This is a genomic window from Antrihabitans stalactiti, from assembly GCF_012932915.1.
Lineage (GTDB): Bacteria > Actinomycetota > Actinomycetes > Mycobacteriales > Mycobacteriaceae > Antrihabitans > Antrihabitans stalactiti.
Genome location: NZ_VCQU01000002.1, coordinates 1 through 23,834, shown reverse-complemented (window position 1 = coordinate 23,834; position 23,834 = coordinate 1). Strand labels below are relative to the sequence as shown.

Below are 23,834 nucleotides of genomic sequence, written 5' to 3'. Positions count from 1 at the left end.
GAGCGTATCAGTGCACGACCGTTCACCGAATGCGCACCGCTATGGCGCGTTGATCGCCGCGCTGATCACTCGGATCGCTGCAACGATGCCGTCGATCAATTCGCCTTCACCGAACGACGCCAGGGACGCCGTGACGCCCAGTTGGCAGATGCGGCTCGTCACGCGGTCGGCAACGTCGACTCCAGAGAGGACCTCAACCGTGCGCTGGTTCGGCGACACAGCGATCAGCACGGACCGTGCGGCCTCGGGAGTGCCCGGGAAGATCGCCTCCGCGCCGCCGGGCAGATCGCCGACGTAGACGTTGAACCGAATTTTTGCGCTTCGAGTCGCCGCCGTGAGCGCGTCGTCGAGCTGGATCAGTTCCTTTTCGGTGAACGGATCCTCGATGAACTGCTCGCCGGCCCGGTGCACCGCGGAGACGCGACCGCTGGCGGTCAGCACAGAGCCGACCGGTAGCTCCGACTCGACGACGGCTGGATACCGATTACCACTTGCCACTTGCCCGGCCTCCGATCAGATTTCCGTGCGCCTCGTCGTGGGCACCGTGGTGGCCCTTGGTGGTGACTTCGTCGACTGCCGTCCACAGGATGGGCTCGTGCGTCCAAGGATTACCCAGCGAGTAGTGCGAGGGATGCTTGCCTGGAATCGCGCTCGACCGCATGGCGAGCGCCCCGATAGACCCAATCACCACTACCGGAATCCCGACGAACAAGAGATGCGTCTCGAGAATGTTCACGTCGCAACCGTAGTCGAAACGTGTAAGCAACGGATGGCTGACGTCCGAACTTTCAGGCCGCACCTTCACCCAAGTAGCGCAACCACAGCGGGTCGAGTTCCTTGGTGGTCGCAAGGAGCCGCCAGTGCGGACCTTTCGGCGGAACCAACGACGCGCGCATGGTCCAACCGAGCTCGCTCAGCAGCTTGTCTGCCTTGCGATGGTTGCAGGGCGCGCAGCTCGCGACGCAGTTCTCCCACGAGTGCTCACCGCCGCGACTGCGCGGGACGACGTGGTCGATCGTTTCGGCTTTGCCACCGCAATAGGCGCAACGGAAGCGGTCGCGGTGCATCAATGCGGCGCGGGTCATCGGAATTCTCGCACGATACGGGACTCGGACGAAGTTTCGAAGCCGGATCACCGATGGCACGTGGACGACGCGATCGGCGGAATGAACGACCGGACCTGTGGGGTCTTCGTGCACTGGCAATGCCTTCTCACAGACGAGAAGGATGACTGCCCGGCGGACTGGTAGTGCGGTCAGCGGCTCGTAGGTGGCATTCAGAAGCAACACTCGGCGCTTGACCCAGGCTGGAACGGAATCCGGACTCGGCGGTCCGGGCAGAGGATCCTCGGGAAGAACGTGTAGAACAGACGCCCCCGGCGCTCCGCAATGGGCGTCGGTGGGCACGAGTTGTCGATGCGCTCGGGCATCCTGTCGATGCTTCATACGGCCTCCAGCAGCCACCCTGAGCAGGCATGGCTCAGGTGCCACCAGTGGACCACGGATATTGCGCAGATGCACGTTGATTCTGGTGAAAGCCGCGCCCGCGTCGGGTGAACACGGGGTGAAGGAGCGCACCGGGCACGCGCCGCGACAGTCGCCAGGCACAATGGGAAGACCATGACTACCGCAGCGACTTTCTACGACGCCATCGGCGGGGCGGAAACGTTTCGCCGGTTGGTCGGCCGGTTCTACGCAGAGGTCGCGACAGACGAGGTGCTGCGCCCCCTCTACCCCGAGGAGGATCTCGGCCCTGCCGAGCGCCGCTTCCGGATGTTTCTCGAACAGTATTGGGGCGGGCCGCGAACCTACTCCGACGAGCGGGGCCATCCGCGTCTGCGGATGCGGCATATGCCGTTCCGCATCGGCCCGATCGAACGCGACGCCTGGTTGCGCTGCATGCACATCGCCATCGCATCGATCGAACCTGCGACGCTCGACGACGACCACAGGCGGGCACTTGTCGACTACATGGAAATGGCTGCGAATTCGATGATGAACTCGCCTCTGTGAGTAGTTTGCGGACCGTTTGCCAGCAGGTCGCGAACCGGTTGTGCCCCAACCCGCACCGAAGTGACGTTAATGTCACGATCCTTTGGCACTATGTCCACTTGTGAGCAAGTCGAACAATTCCCCCGCGGCCGAGGCGAAGTCCGAACCTTGGTGGCGCAAAGCCGTCTTCTATCAGGTCTACCCACGCTCGTTCGCTGATTCGGACGGTGACGGGGTCGGCGACCTGGGCGGTCTCCGCTCCAAACTCGGCTACCTCGAATTGCTCGGCGTCGACGCTCTGTGGCTGTCGCCCGTCATGCGCTCACCGATGGCCGACGGCGGCTACGACGTAGCAGATCCACGCGACATCGACCCGCTGTTCGGCGGGATCGAGATGATGGACGCATTGATCACCGAGGCACACGCCCGCCAGATTCGCGTGACGATGGACCTGGTTCCGAACCACACGAGCGTCGAGCACGAGTGGTTCGTCGAGGCACTCGCGGCAAAACCGGACTCACCCGAACGCGCGCGCTACATCTTCCGCGACGGCCGCGGCGACGACGGCGCACAACCACCCAACAACTGGCCGAGCATTTTCGGCGGTCCGGCGTGGACTCGCATCACCGAGGCCGACGGCACCCCCGGTCAGTGGTACATGCACCTCTTCGCCCCCGAACAGCCGGACCTGAACTGGGACAACCCGGACGTGCTCGACGACCTCGACCGCACCCTACGGTTCTGGCTCGACCGCGGCATCGATGGATTCCGCATCGATGTCGCGCACGGCATGGCGAAGCCCGTCGATCTCGCCGACATGGACCTGACCAAGAACGAGTTGCTCAGGCTCGATGACGACGACCCACGGTTCAACAATCCGGGAGTCCACGAGATCCATCGCAATATCCGCAAGATCATGGATCAGTACCCCGAGTCCGTCGCGATCGGCGAGGTCTGGGTCGACGACAACACGAAGTTCGGCGAGTACGTCCGGCCGGACGAACTGCACCTGGCGTTCAACTTTCGACTTGCACAGACCTTGTTCGACGCCGAAGCGGTCCGCGACGCCATCGAGAACTCGATCGCCGCGGTCGAGGACGTCGGCGGCACACCGACGTGGACACTGTCCAACCACGACGTCCCGCGCGAGGTCACGCGGTTCGGCGACGGACCCGAAGGCGTCGCCCGCGCCCGCGCGATGGCACTGGTCGAGTTGGCGCTGCCCGGCGTGACGTTCATCTACAACGGCTCCGAACTCGGTTTGCCGAACGTCGACGACCTGCCAGAAGAGTCGCTGCAGGACCCTGTGTGGGAGCGGTCCGGGCACACCGAACGCGGTCGCGACAGTTGCCGTGTGCCTCTGCCCTGGGAGGGCGAGAAGCCACCTTTCGGTTTCGGTCCCGCCGATACGTCGTGGCTGCCGATCCCGGCCGCGTGGTCGGCGATCACCGTCGAGAAGCAACTGGAGGACGTCGACTCCGTGCTGTCGCTCTATCGCCGAGCACTCGAACTGCGGGCCACTCGTCCGGAATTCAGTGGCACCGGAATCGATTGGTACGGAAGCCCTCCCGGCTGCCTGGCCTTCCGGCGCCACGGCGGGTTGATCTGCGCACTCAATGCAACACCAGCGCCGATTCCGTTGCCGCCGGGCGAGATTCTGCTGTCCAGCGTGCCGATCGACGGCAGTCGGCGGCTGCCCCCGAATGCGGCGGCCTGGCTGGTCTAGAACTGTGCGTGAGTTTGGCCCTTATAGGGACAAGACTCACTCACAGGGGCCGCAGGCCCAATCCCCCGGTGCGGTGTTTGGCGACCGAGCCGTAACGCGCATCCAGCCGAATCCACGACCTACTCGCCCGCACCCGGACCAACTCGCTCGGCTCGATCAACTCCGGGATGAAACCCATTGCGGTGAGCGCGAATACGGTCCGCATGGCGATTGCCAGACGTTCGTTTCCGCCGTGCACTTCGAGGACTTCCTGGTCCAGCAGTGACGTCGGCGGTCCGTGCGTGCTGCCATGCTCCTTGGCCAACGCGGCACCACGCTGCGCGAGTTCGACGAGAGCTGCAGCAGGAACGTCGTCGACGTGAGCGAACCCGTTGTCCGGTGGGAGCGCACCCTTCCATGCCGAGTCCATGGAGTAGCCCAGCTCGATCTCGCCGCCCGTGCTGGCTTCGAGCCCTTGCAGCAGCGCATCTCCGCCGGCAGTCGTGTCTGTCGGCCGCAGGTCCGCGTCGATTACCCGGACCGCGAGGGCATCGAATCCTGTTGTCGCCCAAGCACCCACGCGACCGTCGGGACGCACGCGCAGACGGATGACCGCCGCTTCGTCCAACCGGACAGCCTTGCCCACGAACGTTGCCAGGTTCTCCCGTTCGACGGGGTCAGTGATGTGAAGGTACCGCTCCATCACTGGCTCCCGTCATGCACGGCGCCAACTGTCGAGATACGCCTTTTCCTCGGGGGTGAAGCGCCGCAACCGCTGGCCTTCGATATCGAATGCTGCGATCTGCGTGGTCGCGGTGACTGCAGGTTTGTCGGTCGGCGACGCACCACCGGCTCGGACCTCGTAGCCGACTGTGAAGTCCACTGCCCGTAGCTTTTCCACCCACATCACGATGTCGAGTGGGGTGTCCTCGTGCCGGAGCTGACCGCGATATTGCACATGCAGGTCGACGAGAACCGCACCGTCACGCAGTGTCTTGGTGGGACGGTCGTCGTAGAACAGCCAAGGAATTCGCGCCTCCTCCAGCAACGTCACCATCCGAGCGTGATTGATGTGCTGGAACGCATCCATGTCGGACCACCGCACCTCGACCTGAGTATGAAAGCCCTTCAGTGCCAGGTCGCTTGCTTCGTTCAACGAGAACCCTCCGATTGTGAACCAACGCCGCTCACCATACTGCGCACCTGCCGGGCCGCGACCGACAGCGTCGCCAGGTCCTGCGTACCGGATTCGACAATCTCGGTCAGCGCGGTCCGGGCTCGGCCGAGCCGCGACTGATTCGTCGACTCCCAGTACTCGATCTTCTCCTCCGCAGACTCGTCGGGTTCACCGGACGCCAGGACGTCGAACGTGAGCGAGCGGATCGAGCTGTACAGATCGTCACGCAACGCCAAGCGGGCCAACGCATGCCACCGATCGCCGCGCGCGAGGCCGGTGACGGCGTTGAGCAGCCAATCGATACCGAGGTGCGCGTCGAGCGCGTAGTACAGCGAGCCGACTTCGTCGCCTTCACGGTCGCTGATATCGGCGATGTCGAGAATGTCGAGCAACGGGAACAGGTCCAGCAGTCCGTAGACGCGCTGGGCGAGTTCGAGCGGCGCGCCTGCCTCGGCGAGCCGCTGGGCGCGATCTTCGCGGTTCCCGGGACGTCGACCCTCCAGCCACGCTGGAACTTTGGGCCCGAATTCCCGCAATCCTCTGCTGTACCGATTGATTTCGGCGCCGACCGCGATCGGCTGCGGACGATTCATCAACAGCCAGCGTGACGCACGATCGAGCGTGCGCTTCGACTCCAACTCGAGCTCGTCGATGATTTCCGCCGAAAGATTCAGTGCTCGAATCTGTTTCCACAATGTCCGCAGATCGAAGATCTCCACCGCTGCGGCGTACGCCCGGACCGAGTCCGTGCTTGTCGCCCCCGCCTCTTCCATAAGCCTGAAGGCGTAGGTGATTCCGCCATAGTCGACGGTTTCGTTGACGACCATCGTCGTCACGATCTCGCGGCGCAGCGGGTGCGATTTGATTGCCTTGCCGAATTGTTCCTGCAACGGCGTCGGGAAGTATGAAGGCAGCCTGCGAGCGAAGACTTCCATGTCGGGCAGCTCCGTCGCCAGCAGATCCTGCTTGAGCGAAAGCTTCACGTGAGCCATCAGATTCGCCAGCTCCGGCGAGACGAGCCCCTTGCCTTCCTGGTCGCGCCTTGCCAGCTCTGCTTCCGACGGCAACGCTTCCAGGTCGCGATCGAGACCCCGGTGGGCCTCCAACTCGGAGATGACCCGCCGGTGCACGCTCAGCAAGCGAGACGAATCGCGGCGCGCGATGCCCATCAGGAAGTTCTGAGCAACGTTGTCGTCCAAGACAAGTCTGCTCACCTCGTCGGTCATGGACGCGAGCAGCGGGTTGCGATCGGCGGCAGCGAGGTCGCCGCTGCCGACCAAACGGTCCAGCATGATCTTGATGTTGACCTCGTGGTCGGAGCAGTCGACGCCGGCGGAGTTGTCCAGGGCGTCGGTGTTCATGTGGCCGCCGTTCTGGCAGAACTCGATTCGGCCCAGAGCGGTGGCGCCGAGGTTGCCACCCTCGCCGATCACTTTGACGCGCAGATCTTTTCCGTTGACACGCACGGGATCGTTGGCCTTGTCACCGACATCGGCGTTCGACTCGGTCGACGACTTCACGTAGGTGCCGATACCGCCGTTCCACAGCAGGTCCACCGGTGCCAACAGAATCGCCTTCACGAGTTCGGGCGGCGACATCGACACGACGTCATCGGCCAGTCCCAGCGCTTCTCGCACCTGCGGACTGATCGGTACCGCCTTCACCGTCTTGTCGTAGACGCCGCCGCCCTCGCTGATCAGCGAGGTGTCGTAGTCGGCCCACGATGACCGCGGCAGTGCGTAGATACGCTGCCGCTCCGCAAACGATGATGCTGCAACAGGATTCGGGTCGAGGAAGATGTGGCGATGATCGAACGCCGCAACCAATCGGATGTGCGGGCTCAACAACATTCCGTTACCGAAGACGTCACCGCTCATGTCACCGATACCGACGACGCGGAACTCCTGGCTCTGGGTGTCGATGCCCATCTCGCGGAAGTGCCGTTTGACTGCTTCCCACGCGCCTTTGGCGGTGATGCCCATGGCTTTGTGGTCGTAGCCGGCCGAGCCGCCGGACGCGAACGCGTCACCCAGCCAGAAACCGTACTGTTTGGCAACGTCATTCGCGATGTCGGAGAAGGTCGCCGTGCCTTTGTCGGCAGCGACGACGAGGTAGCTGTCGTCGCCGTCGCGGCGGACCACACGGTCCGGTGGAACGACCTTGCCGCTCGCGCGGTCGACGTTGTCGGTGATGTCGAGCAGGCCTGAAATGAACAGTCGGTAGCACGCCACACCCTCGTCACGGAAGGCCTGCCGGTCGGCTGCGTCGTCGTCGGTCGGGCGCGGCGGATTCTTCATCACGAAGCCACCTTTCGCGCCGACCGGCACGATGACCGCATTCTTGACTGCCTGCGCCTTCACGAGACCCAGAATCTCGGTCCGGAAGTCTTCCTGCCGGTCCGACCAGCGCAAACCACCACGAGCCACCGGCCCGAATCGCAAATGCACACCCTCGACGCGTGGCGAATAGACGAACACCTCGAACATAGGCCGGGGCTTGGGCAGTTCGGCGATCTCGCGCGGCTCGACCTTGAACGAGAGATACGGCCGTTCCGCACCTTCGGAATCGACGACGTAGTAGTTGGTTCGCAGTGTGGCCCTGATCAATCCAAGGATCGCGCGCAGAATGCGGTCGGCGTCGAGGCTCACCACCTCGTCGATCTTCCCGCACACCATCTTGTCGAGCGCGGCTGCTTGTTCGGCCGATGCCGACGCCGGATCGAAGTGTGCACTGAACAGCTGGACGAGCGAACGCGAGGTCTGCGGATTCGAGAGCAGGACGCGCGCGATGTTGGCATGACTGTAGGGAAAACCGGCCTGGCGCAGGTACTTTGCATAGGCCCGCAGGACGGCGACCTCGCGCCACTGCACGCCGGACCGCAGCACGAGTTCGTTGAAGCTATCCGCCTCGGCCAGTCCGAACCACACGGCGCTGAAGGTGTCCGTGAAGCGCGTCTGCAAGTCGAGTGCAGCCGCACCGGCTTCGCCGTCGGACTCGACGAGCGACGCGTCCATGTTCTGATCCAGCGATCCCCGCAGCAGTTCCGGCGTAGCGACGATACCGAAGTCGTAGATCCAACGTTCCGGCCCGTCCGCCAGCGCGATTCGGTACGGCCGCTCGTCGAGAACCTCGACGCCCAGGCTCTGCAGCACCGGCAGCACCTGGCTCAAGGACACTCCGGCGCCACCGATGAACAGCGAGAAGCGCCAGTAGCCCTTGTCTGCTTCCTCGTCGCGATAGAGGTGGAGGTCGATCGCACCCTCGCGCAGCGCCTCCAGTCTGGCAATGTCGGCCAGTGCCCGGCGTGGCTCGAAGTCCTGCTTGTAGGCCTCCGGGAAGGCATCGGCATACTGCTGGGCCAGCGCAGGAACCACGCTCGGGGTCGCGGACACCTCGTCGCTGAGATAGTCATCCCACGTGCGGCTGGCTTGCGCAAGCAACTCCTGGATTCGCAGGCGATTCGACTCGGAGCTCTCGACAGGCGCCGCACCTGGCGGCCGCCGCACCGTGAAATGCACGTTGGCGAGATCGCTTTCGGTGACGCGAGCCGAGTATTCGATGGTCGACCCACCGAGCTCACGGACCAGGATGTCCTGCATTTCCAGCCGCACCCTGGTCGTGTATCGGTCGCGCGGCAAGTAGACGAGACAGGATACGAAGCGGTCCAACGAATCTTCGCGCAGGAACAGCCGAACCTGGCGTCGCAGACCGACATTGAGCACCGACGAGGTGGTTCGAAACAGCGTATCGGCGTCGGAGGAGAATAGCTCGGTGCGCGGAAACGACTGGATGACCTCCAACATCGCCTGGCCCGAGAACGAGCTGATGTCGAATCCGGCTCGGTCGATGACGGTCCGTACGCGGCGCTCGATGACCGGAATGTCGAGCACGTTCTCGTGCAGGGCCGTCACCGTGAAGACACCGACGAAAAGGTGTTCGCCGGTGACCTCGCCCGCGTTATCGAATGTCGATACTCCGACGAAGTAGGGATATACCGATCGATGGACGGTCGCCGGCACCGACCCTTGCGTCAGCGTGAGCAACGGACGGCGGTCCGATGCCTGCGGCACCGGTATCTCGACCTCGGCTCGTTCCAACACCTCAGAACGCAAGACGCCCAATTGCGTGCCCGGCACGGCATTCTCGCGCAGATTGTCGCCCGTTCCGGTAAGTCCGTAGCGGCTGTAGCCAAGGACCGTGTAATGCCCCTCTGCAAGCCAGCGCAACAAATTTGCCGCATCGGTCAGATCGTCGCCCACGAACCGGGGCGATCCCCAATCGGCGACGCGGTCGAGTTCGTCGGCGAGATCGTTCTGCACGACCCGCATGGCTTCGGTGTCGTCGACGACCTGCCTGACGTCGGCCAGCACGTCACCGACCATCCCCTCGATCTTGTCGAGCAGCGCGGCATCGGTCGAGGGATGCAGCTGAAGGTGCATCCACGATTCCTGTTTGCGATCGTCGGCGCCATGCTTGTCGACGTCGTAGGGCGTGACATGAGTGAGCCGGTGGTCGGCGTCTCGCCAGACGTCGAAGATGGGGTGAATGACCTCGCTCAGACTGACGCCGAGCCGACCGAGCATCGCGGTGACGGATTCGACCAGCAGGGGCATGTCGTCGTTGACGATCTGCACAGCGGCGCCGATTTCGTTGCCGTCGTCGGGCCGATAGATCCGCCAAACCGCCTGTCCAGGTGGACGAACCATCGCCAGCTCGACATGCCTGCGGAAGACGGCCGCGGAGGTTCCTGCGATCGCGCAGTCCGCGTCACCAGCATCGACGTGCCTGAAGTAGGCACTCTCGACAGTCTCGACATCCGCCCGTAGCCCCTCGGGCAGACCGGCCGCCCACTCGGTGTCGAACAAACCTGGCGAAGCAGTCATCACGACCCACTTTCTGATCTTCGTTCACCGCATGAGCGCTCGAATTCGAGCGTAGTCGTGGGTCGCGCAACGGGTCAGCAGTTCCGCGACTAGTGCAAGTACTCCGCGAGCGCCATTCGCTCCTCGTCGCGGATCGGCCTGGGTTTCTGCGTTTTCCGGTCGAAACCGACCATTACGGCATCTCCCCTCGCACACACCTCGCCGCTTCCGTCGTACATCGTGTGCCGAAGCGTGTAGGACGTGGTGCCGATGTGGGTCACGAAGACTTCGATCCTCAGCGACGGCGTCTCGGTGGTGACCGGCCGCAGGTACTCCATGTCCGCTTTTCGCAGAACGACGGCGCCCGGTCGGCGTTCCGGCGAGATGGCCTCGCGGTAGAAATGCACCCGCGCTTCCATCGCGTACTCGAAGTACTTGGTGTTGTTCACGTGGCCGAGCAGGTCGAGGTCCGCCCAGCGGACCTCGACCTGACACGTGTAAACCTTAGTCACGCGTGAGCTTGCGATGCGTAACTCGGTGCGGGCGAGCAGCTTCCGGCCCGAGCCGTTCGACCTTGTTCGCCTCGTAGCCCTCGAAGTTGCCTTCGAACCAGTACCAAGCAGCTTCGTTGTCGCCGAAGCCACCCTCCCAGGCCAAGATGTGCGTACACGTGCGGTCCAGGAACCACCGATCGTGGCTGATCACGACAGCACAGCCGGGGAACGACTCGAGAGCGTTCTCGAGCGATCCAAGGGTTTCGACGTCGAGGTCGTTGGTCGGCTCGTCGAGCAGGATCAGGTTGCCGCCCTGCTTCAACGTCATCGCCAGATTCAGTCGGTTTCGCTCACCGCCGGACAGCACCCCCGCGGGTTTCTGCTGGTCGGGACCCTTGAAGCCGAACGCGCTGATGTATGCGCGCGAAGGCATTTCGGTCTGGCCGACGTGAATGAAGTCGAGACCGTCCGAGACGACTTGCCACACCGTCTTCTTCGGATCGATCCCAGAGCGATTCTGGTCGACGTAGCTGAGCTTGACCGTCGAACCGATCTTGACCTCACCGGAGTCCGGTTCCTCCAAGCCGACGATCGTCTTGAACAGCGTCGTTTTACCGACACCGTTGGGTCCGATGACGCCGACAATGCCGTTGCGAGGCAGCGTGAACGACAGGTCCTTGATCAACACTCGGCCGTCGAAGCCCTTGTCGAGGTGCTTGACCTCGACAACCAGATCACCGAGGCGCGGCGGCGCTGGAATCTGAATCTCGTCGAAGTCGAGTTTCCTCGTCTTCTCCGCCTCCGCAGCCATCTCGTCGTAGCGGGCAAGACGAGACTTGCTCTTCGCCTGGCGGGCCTTGGCGCCGGACCGCACCCACGCCAACTCGTCCTTCAGGCGCTTCTGCAGCTTCTGGTCCTTCTTGCCCTGGACCTCGAGACGCTGTGCCTTCTGCTCGAGATAGGTCGAGTAGTTGCCCTGGTACGGGTAGAGGCGGCCACGGTCGACCTCGCAGATCCATTGCGCCACATGATCGAGGAAGTATCGATCGTGAGTCACGGCGAGAATCGCGCCAGGATAGGCGGCAAGGTGCTGCTCCAGCCACAGCACGCTTTCGGCGTCGAGGTGGTTGGTCGGCTCGTCGAGAAGCAGCAGGTCGGGCTTGCTCAGCAGCAGCTTGCACAGTGCGACACGACGCTTCTCACCACCGGAGAGGTGGGTGACCGCTTCGTCCGGCGGCGGGCAACGCAGAGCATCCATGGCCTGCTCGAGCTGCGAGTCGATCTCCCACGCATCCGCGTGATCGAGCTTCTCCTGCAGGTTGCCCATCTCCTCCATCAGCTCGTCCGAGTAGTCGGTTGCCATCAGTTCGGCAATCTCGTTGTATCGGTTGAGCTGCACCATCGTCTCGCCGAGACCATCTTCGACGTTCTGGCGGACGGTCTTGGTCTCGTCGAGCTGCGGTTCCTGCATGAGGATGCCGACGGTGGCGCCGGGAGCGATGAACGCCTCGCCGTTGCCGGGCTGATCGATGCCAGCCATGATCTTCAGAATGCTGGACTTACCAGCGCCGTTGGGGCCGACAACGCCGATCTTCGCCCCTGGGTAGAAGCTCATCGTGACGTCGTCGAGGATTACTTTGTCGCCGTGCGCTTTGCGCACCTTTTTCATCGTGTAAATGAACTCCGCCATGCCCTCTACCCTATCGGGGCTACGGGGGCGGTCCGACTTCGCCGCCCGTCCGCTGCCTCCTCCTATGCGCCGACAGCGACCGGTTCTGCCGCGACGGCGTCTTCTTCTGGCGCAGCGCCGCGGTTCGGCCTGGTGATCTGCGCGGTCGCAAAGCGCAACGACGCACCGATCTCGTCGACCTCGAGCTCGATCACCGTGCGCTTCTCACCTTCGCGCGTCTCGTAATTTCGCTGCTTCATCCGCCCTTGCGCGATGACCCGCGCCCCGCGCTTCAACGTCTCGGTGACATTCTCCGCCGCGTCTCGCCACACGTTGCAACGCAAGAACAGCGCCTGACCATCCCGCCATTGGTTGGCCTCGCGGTCGAAATACCGAGCCGTCGATGCGATGGTGAAGTTCGCGACCGCGGCACCTGCGGTCGTGAATCGAAGCTCGGGATCTGCGGTCAGATTTCCGATCACGGTGATGGTGGTTTCGCTTGCCATGCTCGCTCCTTGGTTGATGGGGCCGTCCCATTCAGGTTGTCGGAGCGAGGGGCGAAATTGGGCGCTGGAAGCGATCTGTGGATGAGAAACCCAATCTCCACAGTCGGGGCAAATCGCCACGAAAGGGCCGAAATTTGTCGGTCGGAGGTGGTAGCCCCCGCCACCCTCGACCTCGCGGTGGTTTTGCTGACTTCACCATGCCTATAGGCAGCGCGAGGTCACGAAAAGTGCCGCGAAGTCGGGCCGTGGCATTGGTTCACCCTTTTCGTGCCCGCGTACCTTGGTCGGCTACCCGTTTAGCGTCGCGGGGTCCGTGTTCGCCCCGCACAACACGACCACAGGACGCTCCCCCGCCGCAGGCACGTAAGCACCGCTACACAAGGCTGCCAAAGCCGTCGCCCCACCCCATTCGACGGCGATGCGGCATTCACGCCACAAGTACGACCGAGCCGCGACGATCGCCGAATCTGACACCAAAACCGACGAAACACCGGTGCGCGTCACGACGTCCATCGCGATGTCGCCCAACCGGGAGGCACCGAGAGAATCGGCTGCGATGCTGTCCACCGCCACCTCGACGGGCCGACCCGCTGCCAGGGCGGCGTGCAACGTCGGGATGCCCTCGGGCTCGACGCCGACCACCTGGCGACCCGCTGCGCCGAGCGCGATCCCTGAGACCAGGCCGCCACCGCCGACGGCCACGAGAATCGGATTCGAATCCGGTACTTGCTCTTCGATTTCCAACCCGACGGTTCCGGCGCCGGCGACGATGTCCGGCAAGTCGTAGGCGTGCAGTTGCAGAGCGCCGGTCGCATGGGCGATTTCGACAGCACGATCGAATGCCATTGCGTACCGGTCACCGTGCGAGACGACCTCCGCGCCGAGATCACGCAGCACTGCAACCTTTGCCGCAGGCGCGGCGTCAGGTACCACGACCGTGCAGCGAACACCTCGCAGACGCGCGGCAGATGCCGCCGCAATCCCAGCATTGCCGCCGGATGCGATCACGACCTCGACCGCGTCCGCTCCGCTGTGCAGCATCGCATTCAGACTGCCGCGGAACTTGAACGACCCACCGACCTGCAGGTACTCGAGCTTCAACGACACAGGAATCGGACCAGCAGCGGTGTCGACTATCGCGTCGAGCACCGGCGTCCGCCGCACCAGCGAACCCAATCGACCTTGCGCTGCAAGGACATCGGACCTGTCGATCACAGCCCAGCTTCTCGGTCGCGGCGGGCGAGCTCGGCGAACATCGCATTGTGCGCGGCCAATTCGGCGTCGTCGTCACGATCGGCGGCGCGGTCGTAGCGTCGTGCCGCGCGGTCGTCGCTGCGCGACCATTGGATCAGCAGCGCCAACATCACCACCACCAGCGGGACCTCGCCCGCCGACCACGCGATGCCGCCACCGAGCCGTTGATCGGTCATCAAGTCTTTGTTCCAGTCCAAGCCGAGGCTGCTGTAGAACCAGCCGCCGAGCGGGGTGTCCATCATCATCAACACGACACCGAAGAACGCGTGGAACGGCAACGAACCGAAGACCATCGCCACCTTCGTGATCGGCTCGACTGGTCGCGGCTTCGGGTCCACGCCGATCACGACCCAATAGAAGAGGTAGCCGGTCAGCAAGAAGTGCAACGTCATGAGGACGTGGGCGGGGTGCGAGTCGACATTCTTGTCGAAGATGCCACCGAGGTAGAGCGCGTAGAAACCACTGACGAACAGCACCGCAGCGACGACCGGCTGCGTCAGGAAACGCGAAACCGGGCTGTGTACAGCAGCGAGCAACCATTCGCGAAGCCCCGGAACGCCGTCGCGTCCGGCGGGTTCCAATGCCCGCAAGGCGAGGGTGATCGGTCCGCCCAAGGCCAGCAGCACTGGCGCCAACATCGACAACGCCATGTGCGAACCCATGTGCACGCTGAACACCGCTGGTGAATAGCGCCCGATCCCGGACGACGTCGCGAGCAGCAGTACCACGCACCCCAGCACCCACGCGACCGTCCGGCCCATCGGCCATTCGTCGCCGCGCTTGCGCAATCGCCGCACGCCGACGAGGTACACGACCGCCAATACGATCGCCGCAGTACCGAAGATGAGGTCGAATCGCCAGTCGAACATGAGGCGGGCAACGGTCGGCCTGCCAGCGAGGTTGTAGCCGAGTTCGGCTTCCGTGACCGTCGGATTGAACTCTGCGTCGGGCGGCGGTGGCGTCCGACCGAGGCCAACGGCGATGCCGATTGTCGCCGCGAAGATCAGCGCTTCCACGCCCGCGAACTTGATCAGGGCACCGCGTGATATCGGGTCCTCGACCAAGGCAGGCAGCGCACGCCGGCGTTGCGCGAAACCGAGTACGCCGAGCACACCGAGCGCTACCGCTTTAGCGAGGATGAGTCGGCCATAGGTGCTGGTGAAAAGGTCGTGGAGCGGCAGCCGGACCAATGCATTGATCACACCGCTGGCCGCCATCACGACGAACGCGATGCCTGCGATCGTCGAGAATCGGCGCGCCGCCACGTCCGTGTGATCGCCGTCCGACCGTGCGTGGACCAGCAAGGCGAACAACCCACCGGCCCACAACGACGCGGCGACAAGGTGCAGGATCAGGCTGTTGGTCGCCATATCGTGCGAACCGCCCGCAGACGAGTGGCCGTTGATCCCCAACGGCATCAACGACAGAATCGCCAGTCCGAGCAGCGCAGGCGTCCATGCCCACCGCAAGGCAAGGCGGCAGCCGATCGTCAACACGGCCGCGAATGCCGCCGTCCAGCACCAGGCGCTCGCCAGAGGAACTTGTCCGATTGCGCGCCAGAGATTTTCCGGAGCGATGGCTTCCGACAGCGGCCGACCCGAGGTGTCGGACAGCGTCAACGGCACAAGCAGCACCGCACACAGGGCCCAGACCAGCGCCGCGTTGGCGGCCATCCGAACAGCGCGATAGCCACCCACGTCGAGCAGGCCGCTCTTCTGCGGCGGCACCAAGAACGCCGCGAGTAACAACGACCCGACCGCGATGACGGCCGCGAGTTCACCGATCGCACGCAATGCGGGCAACCCGTACGTGGTGAGCGGTCCGGGGTCAGGAATACCGAGGATGTCCAGCGCGCGCGAAGCGGAAAGGGCCACGACGAGCGACGCGACGAGGCCGGCGATCAACCCCGTCACGGCCAACAGCGCTGGTGTGCCGATTCGCGTCAGCTGGTCGTTCAGCGTCGGCTCGGCGCGCTCGGTTGTCGACATAGCACCAGAGTAGAGCCGTCCGATTCGCCGATACGTGTCACACTGGAGTTAATCAAAGGGGCACAGATGTACCAGCTCGGAATCATGTCCCGGTCGCGCAAAGAGAACGAACACCGTTTGCCGATCCATCCCATGCACTTCGAACGGATCGACGCGGACATCCGCGAGCACATATATCTAGAGCACGGCTACGCGGAAAAATTCGGCTTTCCGCAGCGCCGACTGGCCGAATTGGTCGCCGGTTTCCGCACCCGCGAGCAACTCATCGCCGAGTGCGACGTCATCCTGCTCGCAAAACCACTGCTCGACGACGTGGCTGAACTCCGCGACGGGCAGACGTTGTGGGGTTGGCCGCACTGCGTCCAAGACTTCGCGTTGACGCAGCTAGCAATCGACAAAAAGCTCACGCCCATCGCTTTCGAGGCAATGAACCACTGGACCGCCGACGGCAGCCTCAGCCTCCACGTGTTCCACAAGAACAACGAACTCGCCGGCTACTGCTCGGTTCTGCACGCGCTGCAGCTTGCTGGGACGACGGGCGATTACGGGCGGCGCTTGAATGCCGTCGTGATCGGCTTCGGCGCAACGGCCCGCGGCGCCGTGACCGCGCTCAACGCTCACGGCGTGCACGACGTCGACGTCCTCACCGTCCGCGGTATCAGCGCGGTCGCGTCGCCGATCCACTCGGCCAACATGGTGCAAGTCGATCACGACGACGACGACCGTAGCTATGCGCTTCAAGACGGTCAGCGAATTCCCCTCCCGGAGTTCCTCGCCGACCACGACATCATCGTGAACTGCATTCTGCAGAACACGGATTCACCGCTGATGTTTCTCGACGACGACGACCTTCCGAACGTCCCCGCGGGGACGATCATCGTCGACGTCTCGTGTGACGAAGGCATGGGCTTCAGCTGGGCTAGGCCGACGACCTTCGACGACCCGACGTTCATCGTCGGCGACAACGTCATCTACTACGGCGTCGACCACAGCCCGTCATACCTGTGGAACTCGGCAACCTGGGATATCAGCGAGGCACTGCTCCCCTTCCTGCGCACCGTGCTCACGGGGCCCACGGCCTGGGCTGCCGACGACACCATTCGTCGCTCGATCGAGATTCGCGACGGCCACATCCAGAATCCGAGCATCCTCACGTTCCAAGACCGATCGCCCGAATACCCGCACGAATGTGCCGTCAGTGCTCAGATCGCTGTCGAATCTCGGCACTGACAGCACACTCGTCGGCCGCACCTCGCATTTCGGGCGATTCGAGACGACCGGTTATCATTGCCCCGCGCCTCCGTAGCTCAGGGGATAGAGCAAGGGCCTTCTAATCCCTTGGTCGCAGGTTCGAATCCTGCCGGGGGCACCATCGATGCAGTTCAGAGGCTTAAACGACAAGGCGGATCGCGCCGCATTTGGGCCGATCCACCTTTTATTTGTCTATAACGTGAGAGCAACCCGGCGAGTCAGCGCCGTATCGCCGCGTCGATAGCTTGCGCTGCGGCGTGGTGGACGCGTCCACGAGCCTGGTAAACGTCCTGCGTCATCGACACCCGAGCGTGCCCTAGATGGTCTGCACCGATCCGTGCCGACAGTCCCGCTTCGTCCAGTAGCGTCCCGACCGCGTGTCGGAAGTCGTGCAGACTCACCCACTCGAAGCCGATGGCCTTGCGGATGCGTCGCCACTGACCGGCGAGATTGTCCGGGTCGCGGTACTGGCCGGTCTCGCTGGGGAAGATGACCTTCTCGACATTCGCCGCGGACGGACGAAGGCTCTCGTCGCGACGACGGTCGAGCATGTCGACGGCGAAGGCAGGCAGCGGTACCAGGCGGGCGGAACTGACGGTCTTCGTGCTCGCTTCCCGGATCAGACCGTCCCTGTTCGAGCGGATGACGTGACCGCAGACCCTGAGAGTCCGCGCCTTCGGGTCGTAGTCCTGCCAGCGCAGACCGAGTAGCTCCGAACGTCGGAGGCCGGTAGCAGCGAGCAGGGTGATCGGATCGAGCAGGTCGATGTCTTTGGCCCACTGGCTCACCGTCCGCGTCGTGTGATCCTTCTTCGCGCTCTTCAGCGTCGGGAGCGGCGCAATCGAGTTGTCGAGCTGGTAGAGCAACTCCCCCAGTTCCGGTCCGGTAAGGACGCGCCTAGCTCCCTCGGCTGTGTTGCGCGGCGTCACTCTGATCGGGTCCATGTCCCGCACCGGGTTTCGAAGCGTCGCACCCTCACGGACGGCGTTCGCCATGACGCCCGACAGGATTGTCTTCGCCTGCTTCGCGGTGGTCGCACCGTGGGCCTTAGCGAGCTTTTCGAGCACACCGCCGAGTCGCCTCGGTGTGGCTTCCTGTACCCGCAACTTGCCGAGCGCACCGACGAGCAGGGCTGCGACGCGGTGGTAGGTGTCGCGAGTCCGAGTTGCCCGGTCGCTCTTGTCGAGGTCTGCGAGGTATAGGACAACGAGCTGGTGCAACTCGGTGGTCGGCTTCACCTCGCCGTCGCCGCCACCGTCGAGCTGAACGAACGCTGCGACGGCCTCCATCAGCGACGCCTTGGCGGCAGCTCCGTGGCTGTCTCGCGCGACGTGTGCGGGCGTATCGCGCTGTATGCGCTGTGTCACCCCGTTGAGGCCGCGCACTCGGCACCGTGCCCTCCACTTGTTCGGGGCGAGCTTGGTCAATGTGACCTCGCCGTGCTTGCCGATGTCGAGAGGCGGACGTGCCATTGGAGACCTCGCTAACTGGGATTGCGCTGAACAGCGCGACTGCGTGACGGGAGTGGACCGGAAACTTCGAACGGTTCCGGAGCGCCGGGCGCTCACCCTTGCATACGCAATATAGCGCATTGATGGGCAACAAGTAGCAGGTTTCAAAATTATGAATGTGATGCGCGTCACAGCACAATAAGCGGGTTGCGCTAAACGCCGCCAGCCCGCAATAGACAAATGCGCTGGTAGATCCAATTAGGGCCACTTTTGCAATTATCAAATAAGGAACTGCTGTCGCAGCTTAGAACAAAGCAGCAGTTCAACGGCTTAAAGCTTCGAAACTGGCGGTGTTAATGTCGGCATTGCGTAGGCAAGAGACCGCACCAATGCAAGAGAAAGGATGCTCGCCGTGGCAAAAGTTGTAACGGTTTTTCGAGAGCCGTGGCCGGAAGTAATGACTCTTCAAGAGGTCGCGGATACAGCAAAAGTTTCCACGGACACGGTACGTCGGTGGATCAAGGCAGGACAGGGACCGCGCGCAACGCTGGTCGGTACCCGCTACCGCTTCCGGACCGCCGAGGTTCTCTCGTTTCTGGGAATCAGCGACGAGCAGGCGGTCGAGGCTGCCCCACTCCTTGGCTCGGCTGCGCTACAGCACCGGCGTACTCGGTAGTCGGACATGTCCCGAAATCCGACACTTCAAGAGCTTGCGGAGTTTCCAGCGCAGCGGTCGAAGACGCTGAACGCCTCGGTGATGCTGGTCATGGTCGAATCCGGCGAGATCTCACCGCCGCTACGGCTCGCGGTCGACGGTTGGGACGCCCACGCCGCCGCAGCGTTGCTCGCCGCATGGCTGTCCAACGACGCAGGCCGAGCGTGGGTGGTGCCGAAATTGTTCAACCACCCCAACGTCGCGGCAGTGTTGCTGCCGGTCGTTCGCCCGGGCCGCGTCTCGATGGCCGTTGTTCATCCGGTCGGCTGGACCGACGAAATGGTGACCAATCGTCTCGCGATTGCGGTCAACAGTTTCGACCCCACGGCATTTAGCAATTAAGCAAGATTCTTCCCAAGTACGAGCTGGCTATCTAGCTGCTCGACACATTTAGCGCAACTCAAGTCGCTTCCCACCGAATCCCTGCAGTGCCCTCCCAGCAGTGCAATGCAAACAGGGCTGGCAAAAGGTGCCGGTCTCGGATTCGAAAGGGATACGGGAGATGCGAGTTGCGACCGGAAAACGAACGGGACGTTCGTACTTCGATGAGCTAGAAGCCTTGCCCGAAGCACAGCAGAAACAGCTCCGAAAAGCCTTCTACGCGCGCATACGAACGGAGGCCGAGCCGCACCCCACCCTCGGCAGTCCGTGCGTCGTGTGGACCGGTGAGACCAACGGCAAGGGCTATGGGCTGTTGCGATCGCCCGGTAGCCGTCGCAGCTTCGTTCCACACCGGCTTGCGCTGGTCTTCAACGGCATTCGCGATGATCCGAGCTTGGTAGTGAACCACTTATGCCTCAATAGGCGATGCTGCAACGTCGATCACGCGGAGCAGATCACGAGCGGCGAAAATGTGCTGCTCGGCGTCGGACCGACTGCCATCAACGCGGCCAAATGGACCTGCTGTCGCGATCATTTGTTCGACAGCGAGAACACCTACCGCACCGCAACAGGCGCGCGGCAGTGCCGAATATGCAGGCGATTCTTGAATCGGCGGCGGAAAGCCCGACTGAAGGCGTCCAGAACGGCAATTTGGACTGCTACCTGAACCGGACACAAGAAAGCCCCCGCGCCACAGATTGTCATTTAGCAGATAACGGGGGCTTGCTTGCTCGAATGCGAATCCGAGAGATGCGACTCCAGTTTAGCAAAAAAAATGCGAAAGCCCCGGCGACGGACCGAGGCTTCGCACTCAAATATCAACAGCAGCAGACAACCTCCAGTCTAACGGCTGCGGGGACATAAGGAGCGACGAGATGTCAGCGATCAAATGGGTCGAGTCGATGGCGCGTTACAGCGGCCTGTCGACCCCCGCACAGCTTGCTGCGTACGAGCGCGCAGCGGAGGTGGAGCGGGCACTGCAGCTCTTCGACGAAGGCTGGGAGACCCCCGAGAAGCTGATCGCGGCGGTCGAGGCCGCGTGTGCCGCTGGCCTGTACATCGGGCTCGTGCACACGCCTGCCAGCGTCGGCACGCCGAAATCGCCTGTCAGCAGAGAGATCTGCCTATCGAAGGAACAACAAGAGTCCGATGAGTTCGCGGGGCTCGACGGTATGGAGCTGTACAACAACGATCCCGCGCGCGTTTTCGAGATGGTTGTTCACTTTCAAGAGAGGTTCGGGGCGATCGTGCCGAACTTCGGCGTGGAGCTGCATCGTTCGCGGCTGTTGGTAGTCGACGCCGATACGCCGACTCAGGTTCGGGCGTTCCAACGCGCTCGCAAGATCGGTGATCCGAAAGCCGTCGATCACGGTCTTTTGCCGACTGTGAAGTCGCCGGGGTCTCGAAACGACGACGGCACCTGGAAGCACGAACGGGGCGGGCATTGGTACTACGCGTTGCCCGACGGTGTCGACGGCGGGTACGTGAAGGTCGAGATCACCGGCACCGGCGAATCGTGGGTGATCATCGGTAACCCGAATCAGCAAGTCGTGTTGCCCGGCAGTGTTCGGAAGGAAGGGCGGTACTGCCTGGTCGGCGGAGTCGGTGTGGTCCGTCCGTGGCTGACTGCATATCTCGACGGTTCCGCTCCGAAGGGGCATCGAGCGAAGGGCGTCGGCAAGCCGTCGATCGTTCGACCTGCATCCGGATCGGGAACGAGCGCAATCGACGCGTGGGCGCGTGGTCGGTGCTGGACCGAACTGCTCGGCGCAGACGGTTGGACGCAGACCGGTAGGGCTCGATGCGGCGACAAGTGCGTGGTCTGGAAGCACGCGACGGCGTCGTCGGAGCGGTCTGGCGTTGCCCATGCGGAGGGCTGCAGCGAGTTCGACATCGGTTCGGACGACGACTACCCGCTGCACGTCTTCAGTGACAGTCACCCGGTGCTCGAAGGCGGGGGAACCTACACGAAGTACCAGTACGCGCTCACGGTCCACTACGGCGGCGATACAAGGGCTTTCAGCGCCGGGGAGTCGCTGTCCAGCTTCGAAGACCCTGAGGTCGCGGGTGTGATGGCCGCGCTCCGAGCCGGTGCCGAGAAGGCAGCCGCAGAAGCCGCTCCAGCGCCCGAAACCGGTTGTGCCGACTCCGAAGTACCCAGCGAATCCAACGAGGCCGCACAGACCACTACAGACCGGCCCAGCCTCTACACACCGAAAGGCGAGTCCGTGCCGACTCCACTAGAAGCGACCGCGTCGGTCGAGCCAGCGTCGGAGCCAGCAAAATCCGAACGTCCGGAATTCCTGGATGGAGCCGAGTTCGTTCTCGACGCGCCGGACATCCCGCCCGCGTGGTGGGGCAGCGGATCGATGGTGCTCGCGGCCCGAGGCGAATCCACGATGTTGTGCGGTAGTGCAGGACTCGGCAAGACGACGATCGAGGCACAGCTCGTGCGAGCGTCGCTGGGCTTCACGAACGAAGTGCTGGGCCAGCCGGTCGCCGAGTGCTCGCGGGTGCTGGTGCTGGCGATGGACCGACCGCAGCAGATCAGTCGTGCGTTCAAGCGGATCTTCACCGACGCCGACCGCGCCGTACTCGCGGAGCGGCTCGTCGTGCGGCAGGGTCCGCCCGAGGCCGATATCGCCGTGAAACCCGAATTGTTGCTACAGATGTGCCAGAAGGCGGGGCTTGCAGCAGGCGACCGCGTGTTCGTGGACTCGCTCAAGGATGCCGCGCTCGGCCTGTCCGACGACCAAGTTGCCGGGGGTTACAACCGAGCGCGCCAGCGAGTGCTCGCGGCAGGGATCGACGTGTTCGAGCTGCATCACATGGTCAAGCGATCGGGCGACGGTTCGGGGCCTCCCAAGGCGCTGGCGGACGTGTACGGCAGCACGTGGCTGACCGCAGGGGCCGGGTCGGTGTTCGTGTTCAGCGCGGACGCAGGCGACGTTCTCGTGCACATGGCGCACCTGAAACAGCCGATGCACGAGTTCGGCCCGCTGAATGTCGTACACGACCACGAGACCGGGTTTTCGACCATCGACGCGGAGACCGATCTGTTCGAGATCGTTCGCGGCATGGGCACGGCGGGGATCACCGCGAAGGATGCCGCGCTGGTCCTGTTCGGTGCAGCGGGTAGTCGGGACAAAGAGCGAAACAACATCGACAAGGCGCGCCGGAAACTTCAAGCCTTGGCGAAGACGGGGTCGGTCATCGAGACCCCCGGTTCCCCCGGCGGGGGTACAGGGCGAACTCCGACGACATGGATGGTGGTTCCGTTCACCGGGCTCGCTCTGGTCCCCCCGGAGGGCGAGAAATGACCCCTTCCCAGAGGGGGCAAGACGCATTTGCACCCCTAAAGGGGTGCAAGAAAATGCGATCTGCGTCCGCACATGCGAAAAATTGCTTGCGCACTTGCTTGACCTGCACTTTTGCGGTTTCCGCACTTGCCCGCACTTGCTCGTGCGATCTGCCCCCCGCACTTGCTTCCGCACTTGCTCTCGACATGCCGCACTTGCCTGCGCGCACAGCCGAAAACACGACCGCACAGAGCCCCGATTCGCACGTCACCAGAAAGAGAGAAGGTTGAAAATGAACCCCGAATCCGTGCGCTGCCCGCAGTGCCACGCTGAGCCAGGCGAGCCCTGCACGATCAAGCGCCTCCGCGCCTACGGACGTACCGCGCACCTGAGCCGTCAGGACGCGGCCATGCGCGCCAACCGCGCTCAGCGTAAGCGCGCCGACGACGGTGCGATGAAGGCGAGATAGCGAACCCGCTTCGCTAATGATTCCGCGCGTTCTCGCGCGCGCGTCCCGTGCGCGAGACGAAGCTGTACCCGGCAGGTACCAGAGCTACCAAAGGAGTGCGATGAACAAAGATCAGCGAACTCTCGAACGACGCCTAGAAGTGCACGCCCTGCTCGCACGGATCGGGATCGATCGCCTTATGAGCGATCCTGCGATCTCCGAACAGCTTCCCGACGACCTGTGGCCGACGCTGCTGACTGCGGCTGGCCCACTCGGTCTTCAGCAGGTGCAAGGCAAGGAGATGCCCGACTGGTACAACGCTCTGCACAAAGACATCGATGCGGCGATCGACAAGGCTATGAAGGCGAAGTAGCGAACTCGCTACGCGCCCCCGCAGGCGCGTACGCGCGCGAGAGCTGTGCTGGGCAGGGCAACCCTCGGATGTGACTCAGGGCATCCGCGCGGCGATGGGGTGTGTCTGGCACAGGTCATCGATTCGATCGATGTCGTGGGTTGATCCTGCGGGCGGACAGGTCAGACTCCGGATGGGCGGACAGTTAGCTCCGGGCTGACGGACACAAGTTCTCCGGACCGGTGGACACGTGATTTCCGGCTCAGCGGACAGCGGGGTTGCGACACGCCC

General features: G+C 63.5%; 20 protein-coding genes, 1 tRNA gene and 1 pseudogene. 10 read left to right on the top strand and 12 right to left on the bottom strand.

The features are described from left to right. Window positions 1-39 precede the first annotated feature (39 nt). Genes FGL95_RS05775 through FGL95_RS05765 form a run of 3 tightly spaced genes read right to left on the bottom strand, consistent with a single transcriptional unit; the run spans window position 40 to window position 1,445 of the window. On the bottom strand, window positions 40-498 hold the full coding sequence (locus FGL95_RS05775) for a DUF5130 family protein (RefSeq protein ID WP_169585293.1): 459 nt from the start codon (window positions 496-498) through the stop codon (window positions 40-42). Then, a complete protein-coding gene (ctaJ, locus tag FGL95_RS05770) occupies window positions 485-736 on the bottom strand; it encodes an aa3-type cytochrome oxidase subunit CtaJ (RefSeq protein ID WP_169585292.1) in 252 nt (83 codons plus the stop codon). The genes FGL95_RS05775 and ctaJ overlap by 14 nt, the downstream gene beginning before the upstream one ends. Before the next feature lie 52 nt (window positions 737-788). Continuing rightward, a complete protein-coding gene (locus tag FGL95_RS05765) occupies window positions 789-1,445 on the bottom strand; it encodes an HNH endonuclease (RefSeq protein ID WP_169585291.1) in 657 nt (218 codons plus the stop codon). A 174-nt stretch (window positions 1,446-1,619) separates the two neighbouring features. On the opposite strand from FGL95_RS05765, the gene FGL95_RS05760 reads away from it, so the two are divergent. After that, the gene (locus FGL95_RS05760; protein WP_169585290.1) at window positions 1,620-2,012 is read left to right on the top strand and encodes a globin; all 393 of its coding nucleotides are present in this window, start codon (window positions 1,620-1,622) and stop codon (window positions 2,010-2,012) included. A 100-nt stretch (window positions 2,013-2,112) separates the two neighbouring features. Continuing rightward, entirely contained in the window at window positions 2,113-3,717 is a 1,605-nt protein-coding gene (locus tag FGL95_RS05755) for an alpha-amylase family glycosyl hydrolase (protein WP_169585289.1), read from the top strand. A gap of 40 nt (window positions 3,718-3,757) precedes the next feature. Here FGL95_RS05755 and FGL95_RS05750 read toward each other — a convergent pair whose 3' ends face one another. The 8 genes and pseudogenes from FGL95_RS05750 to FGL95_RS05715 all read right to left on the bottom strand — a co-directional run bounded on the left by FGL95_RS05750 (window position 3,758) and on the right by FGL95_RS05715 (window position 15,646). Continuing rightward, complete coding sequence (locus FGL95_RS05750; RefSeq protein ID WP_169585288.1) at window positions 3,758-4,402, bottom strand: DUF8010 domain-containing protein; 645 nt, start codon at window positions 4,400-4,402, stop codon at window positions 3,758-3,760. Window positions 4,403-4,411: 9 nt separating this feature from the next. After that, window positions 4,412-4,852, bottom strand: a complete 441-nt coding sequence (locus FGL95_RS05745; RefSeq protein ID WP_420838022.1) for an acyl-CoA thioesterase — start codon at window positions 4,850-4,852, stop codon at window positions 4,412-4,414. Beyond that, window positions 4,849-9,756: an NAD-glutamate dehydrogenase gene (locus FGL95_RS05740; RefSeq protein WP_169585287.1), complete on the bottom strand. Its 4,908-nt coding sequence runs from the start codon at window positions 9,754-9,756 to the stop codon at window positions 4,849-4,851. The genes FGL95_RS05745 and FGL95_RS05740 overlap by 4 nt, the downstream gene beginning before the upstream one ends. An 89-nt stretch (window positions 9,757-9,845) precedes the next feature. Continuing rightward, the gene (locus FGL95_RS05735) at window positions 9,846-10,247 is read right to left on the bottom strand and encodes an acyl-CoA thioesterase (protein WP_338079726.1); all 402 of its coding nucleotides are present in this window, start codon (window positions 10,245-10,247) and stop codon (window positions 9,846-9,848) included. Further along, on the bottom strand, window positions 10,240-11,919 hold the full coding sequence (gene ettA / locus FGL95_RS05730) for an energy-dependent translational throttle protein EttA (RefSeq protein WP_169585286.1): 1,680 nt from the start codon (window positions 11,917-11,919) through the stop codon (window positions 10,240-10,242). Before ettA ends, FGL95_RS05735 begins: the two co-directional genes overlap by 8 nt. Before the next feature lie 116 nt (window positions 11,920-12,035). Continuing rightward, window positions 12,036-12,404, bottom strand: a pseudogene (locus FGL95_RS05725) (single-stranded DNA-binding protein); the annotation flags it as partial. 288 nt (window positions 12,405-12,692) lie between these two features. Beyond that, window positions 12,693-13,619 (bottom strand): threonine/serine dehydratase, encoded by a 927-nt coding sequence (locus tag FGL95_RS05720; protein WP_169585284.1) that lies wholly within the window; start codon window positions 13,617-13,619, stop codon window positions 12,693-12,695. Then, on the bottom strand, window positions 13,616-15,646 hold the full coding sequence (locus FGL95_RS05715; protein WP_169585283.1) for a bifunctional copper resistance protein CopD/cytochrome c oxidase assembly protein: 2,031 nt from the start codon (window positions 15,644-15,646) through the stop codon (window positions 13,616-13,618). Before FGL95_RS05715 ends, FGL95_RS05720 begins: the two co-directional genes overlap by 4 nt. 66 nt (window positions 15,647-15,712) lie before the next feature. Here FGL95_RS05715 and FGL95_RS05710 point away from each other — a divergent pair, with 66 nt between their 5' ends. Beyond that, on the top strand, window positions 15,713-16,876 hold the full coding sequence (locus FGL95_RS05710) for a N(5)-(carboxyethyl)ornithine synthase (protein WP_169585282.1): 1,164 nt from the start codon (window positions 15,713-15,715) through the stop codon (window positions 16,874-16,876). Between the two features lie 66 nt (window positions 16,877-16,942). Next, window positions 16,943-17,018, top strand: a tRNA-Arg gene (locus tag FGL95_RS05705). Window positions 17,019-17,115: 97 nt separating this feature from the next. On the opposite strand, the gene FGL95_RS05700 is transcribed toward FGL95_RS05705, so the two are convergent. Next, window positions 17,116-18,369: a tyrosine-type recombinase/integrase gene (locus FGL95_RS05700; RefSeq protein WP_169585281.1), complete on the bottom strand. Its 1,254-nt coding sequence runs from the start codon at window positions 18,367-18,369 to the stop codon at window positions 17,116-17,118. Window positions 18,370-18,760: 391 nt separating this feature from the next. Between FGL95_RS05700 and FGL95_RS05695 the strand changes: the two genes are divergently transcribed. From FGL95_RS05695 to FGL95_RS05670, 6 genes are all read left to right on the top strand, one after another. Beyond that, window positions 18,761-19,024 (top strand): helix-turn-helix domain-containing protein, encoded by a 264-nt coding sequence (locus FGL95_RS05695; protein ID WP_206071578.1) that lies wholly within the window; start codon window positions 18,761-18,763, stop codon window positions 19,022-19,024. A gap of 6 nt (window positions 19,025-19,030) precedes the next feature. Continuing rightward, window positions 19,031-19,405 carry a hypothetical protein gene (locus tag FGL95_RS05690; RefSeq protein ID WP_169585279.1) on the top strand — a complete coding sequence of 125 codons (375 nt, stop codon included), beginning with the start codon at window positions 19,031-19,033 and terminating at the stop codon, window positions 19,403-19,405. 160 nt (window positions 19,406-19,565) lie between these two features. Next, window positions 19,566-20,111: an HNH endonuclease family protein gene (locus FGL95_RS05685; RefSeq protein WP_169585278.1), complete on the top strand. Its 546-nt coding sequence runs from the start codon at window positions 19,566-19,568 to the stop codon at window positions 20,109-20,111. 208 nt (window positions 20,112-20,319) lie between these two features. Then, window positions 20,320-22,764, top strand: a complete 2,445-nt coding sequence (locus FGL95_RS05680; RefSeq protein ID WP_169585277.1) for an AAA family ATPase — start codon at window positions 20,320-20,322, stop codon at window positions 22,762-22,764. Window positions 22,765-23,035: 271 nt separating this feature from the next. Then, entirely contained in the window at window positions 23,036-23,212 is a 177-nt protein-coding gene (locus tag FGL95_RS05675; protein WP_169585276.1) for a zinc finger domain-containing protein, read from the top strand. Between the two features lie 100 nt (window positions 23,213-23,312). Further along, window positions 23,313-23,564: a hypothetical protein gene (locus tag FGL95_RS05670; protein WP_169585275.1), complete on the top strand. Its 252-nt coding sequence runs from the start codon at window positions 23,313-23,315 to the stop codon at window positions 23,562-23,564. Window positions 23,565-23,834 lie beyond the last annotated feature (270 nt).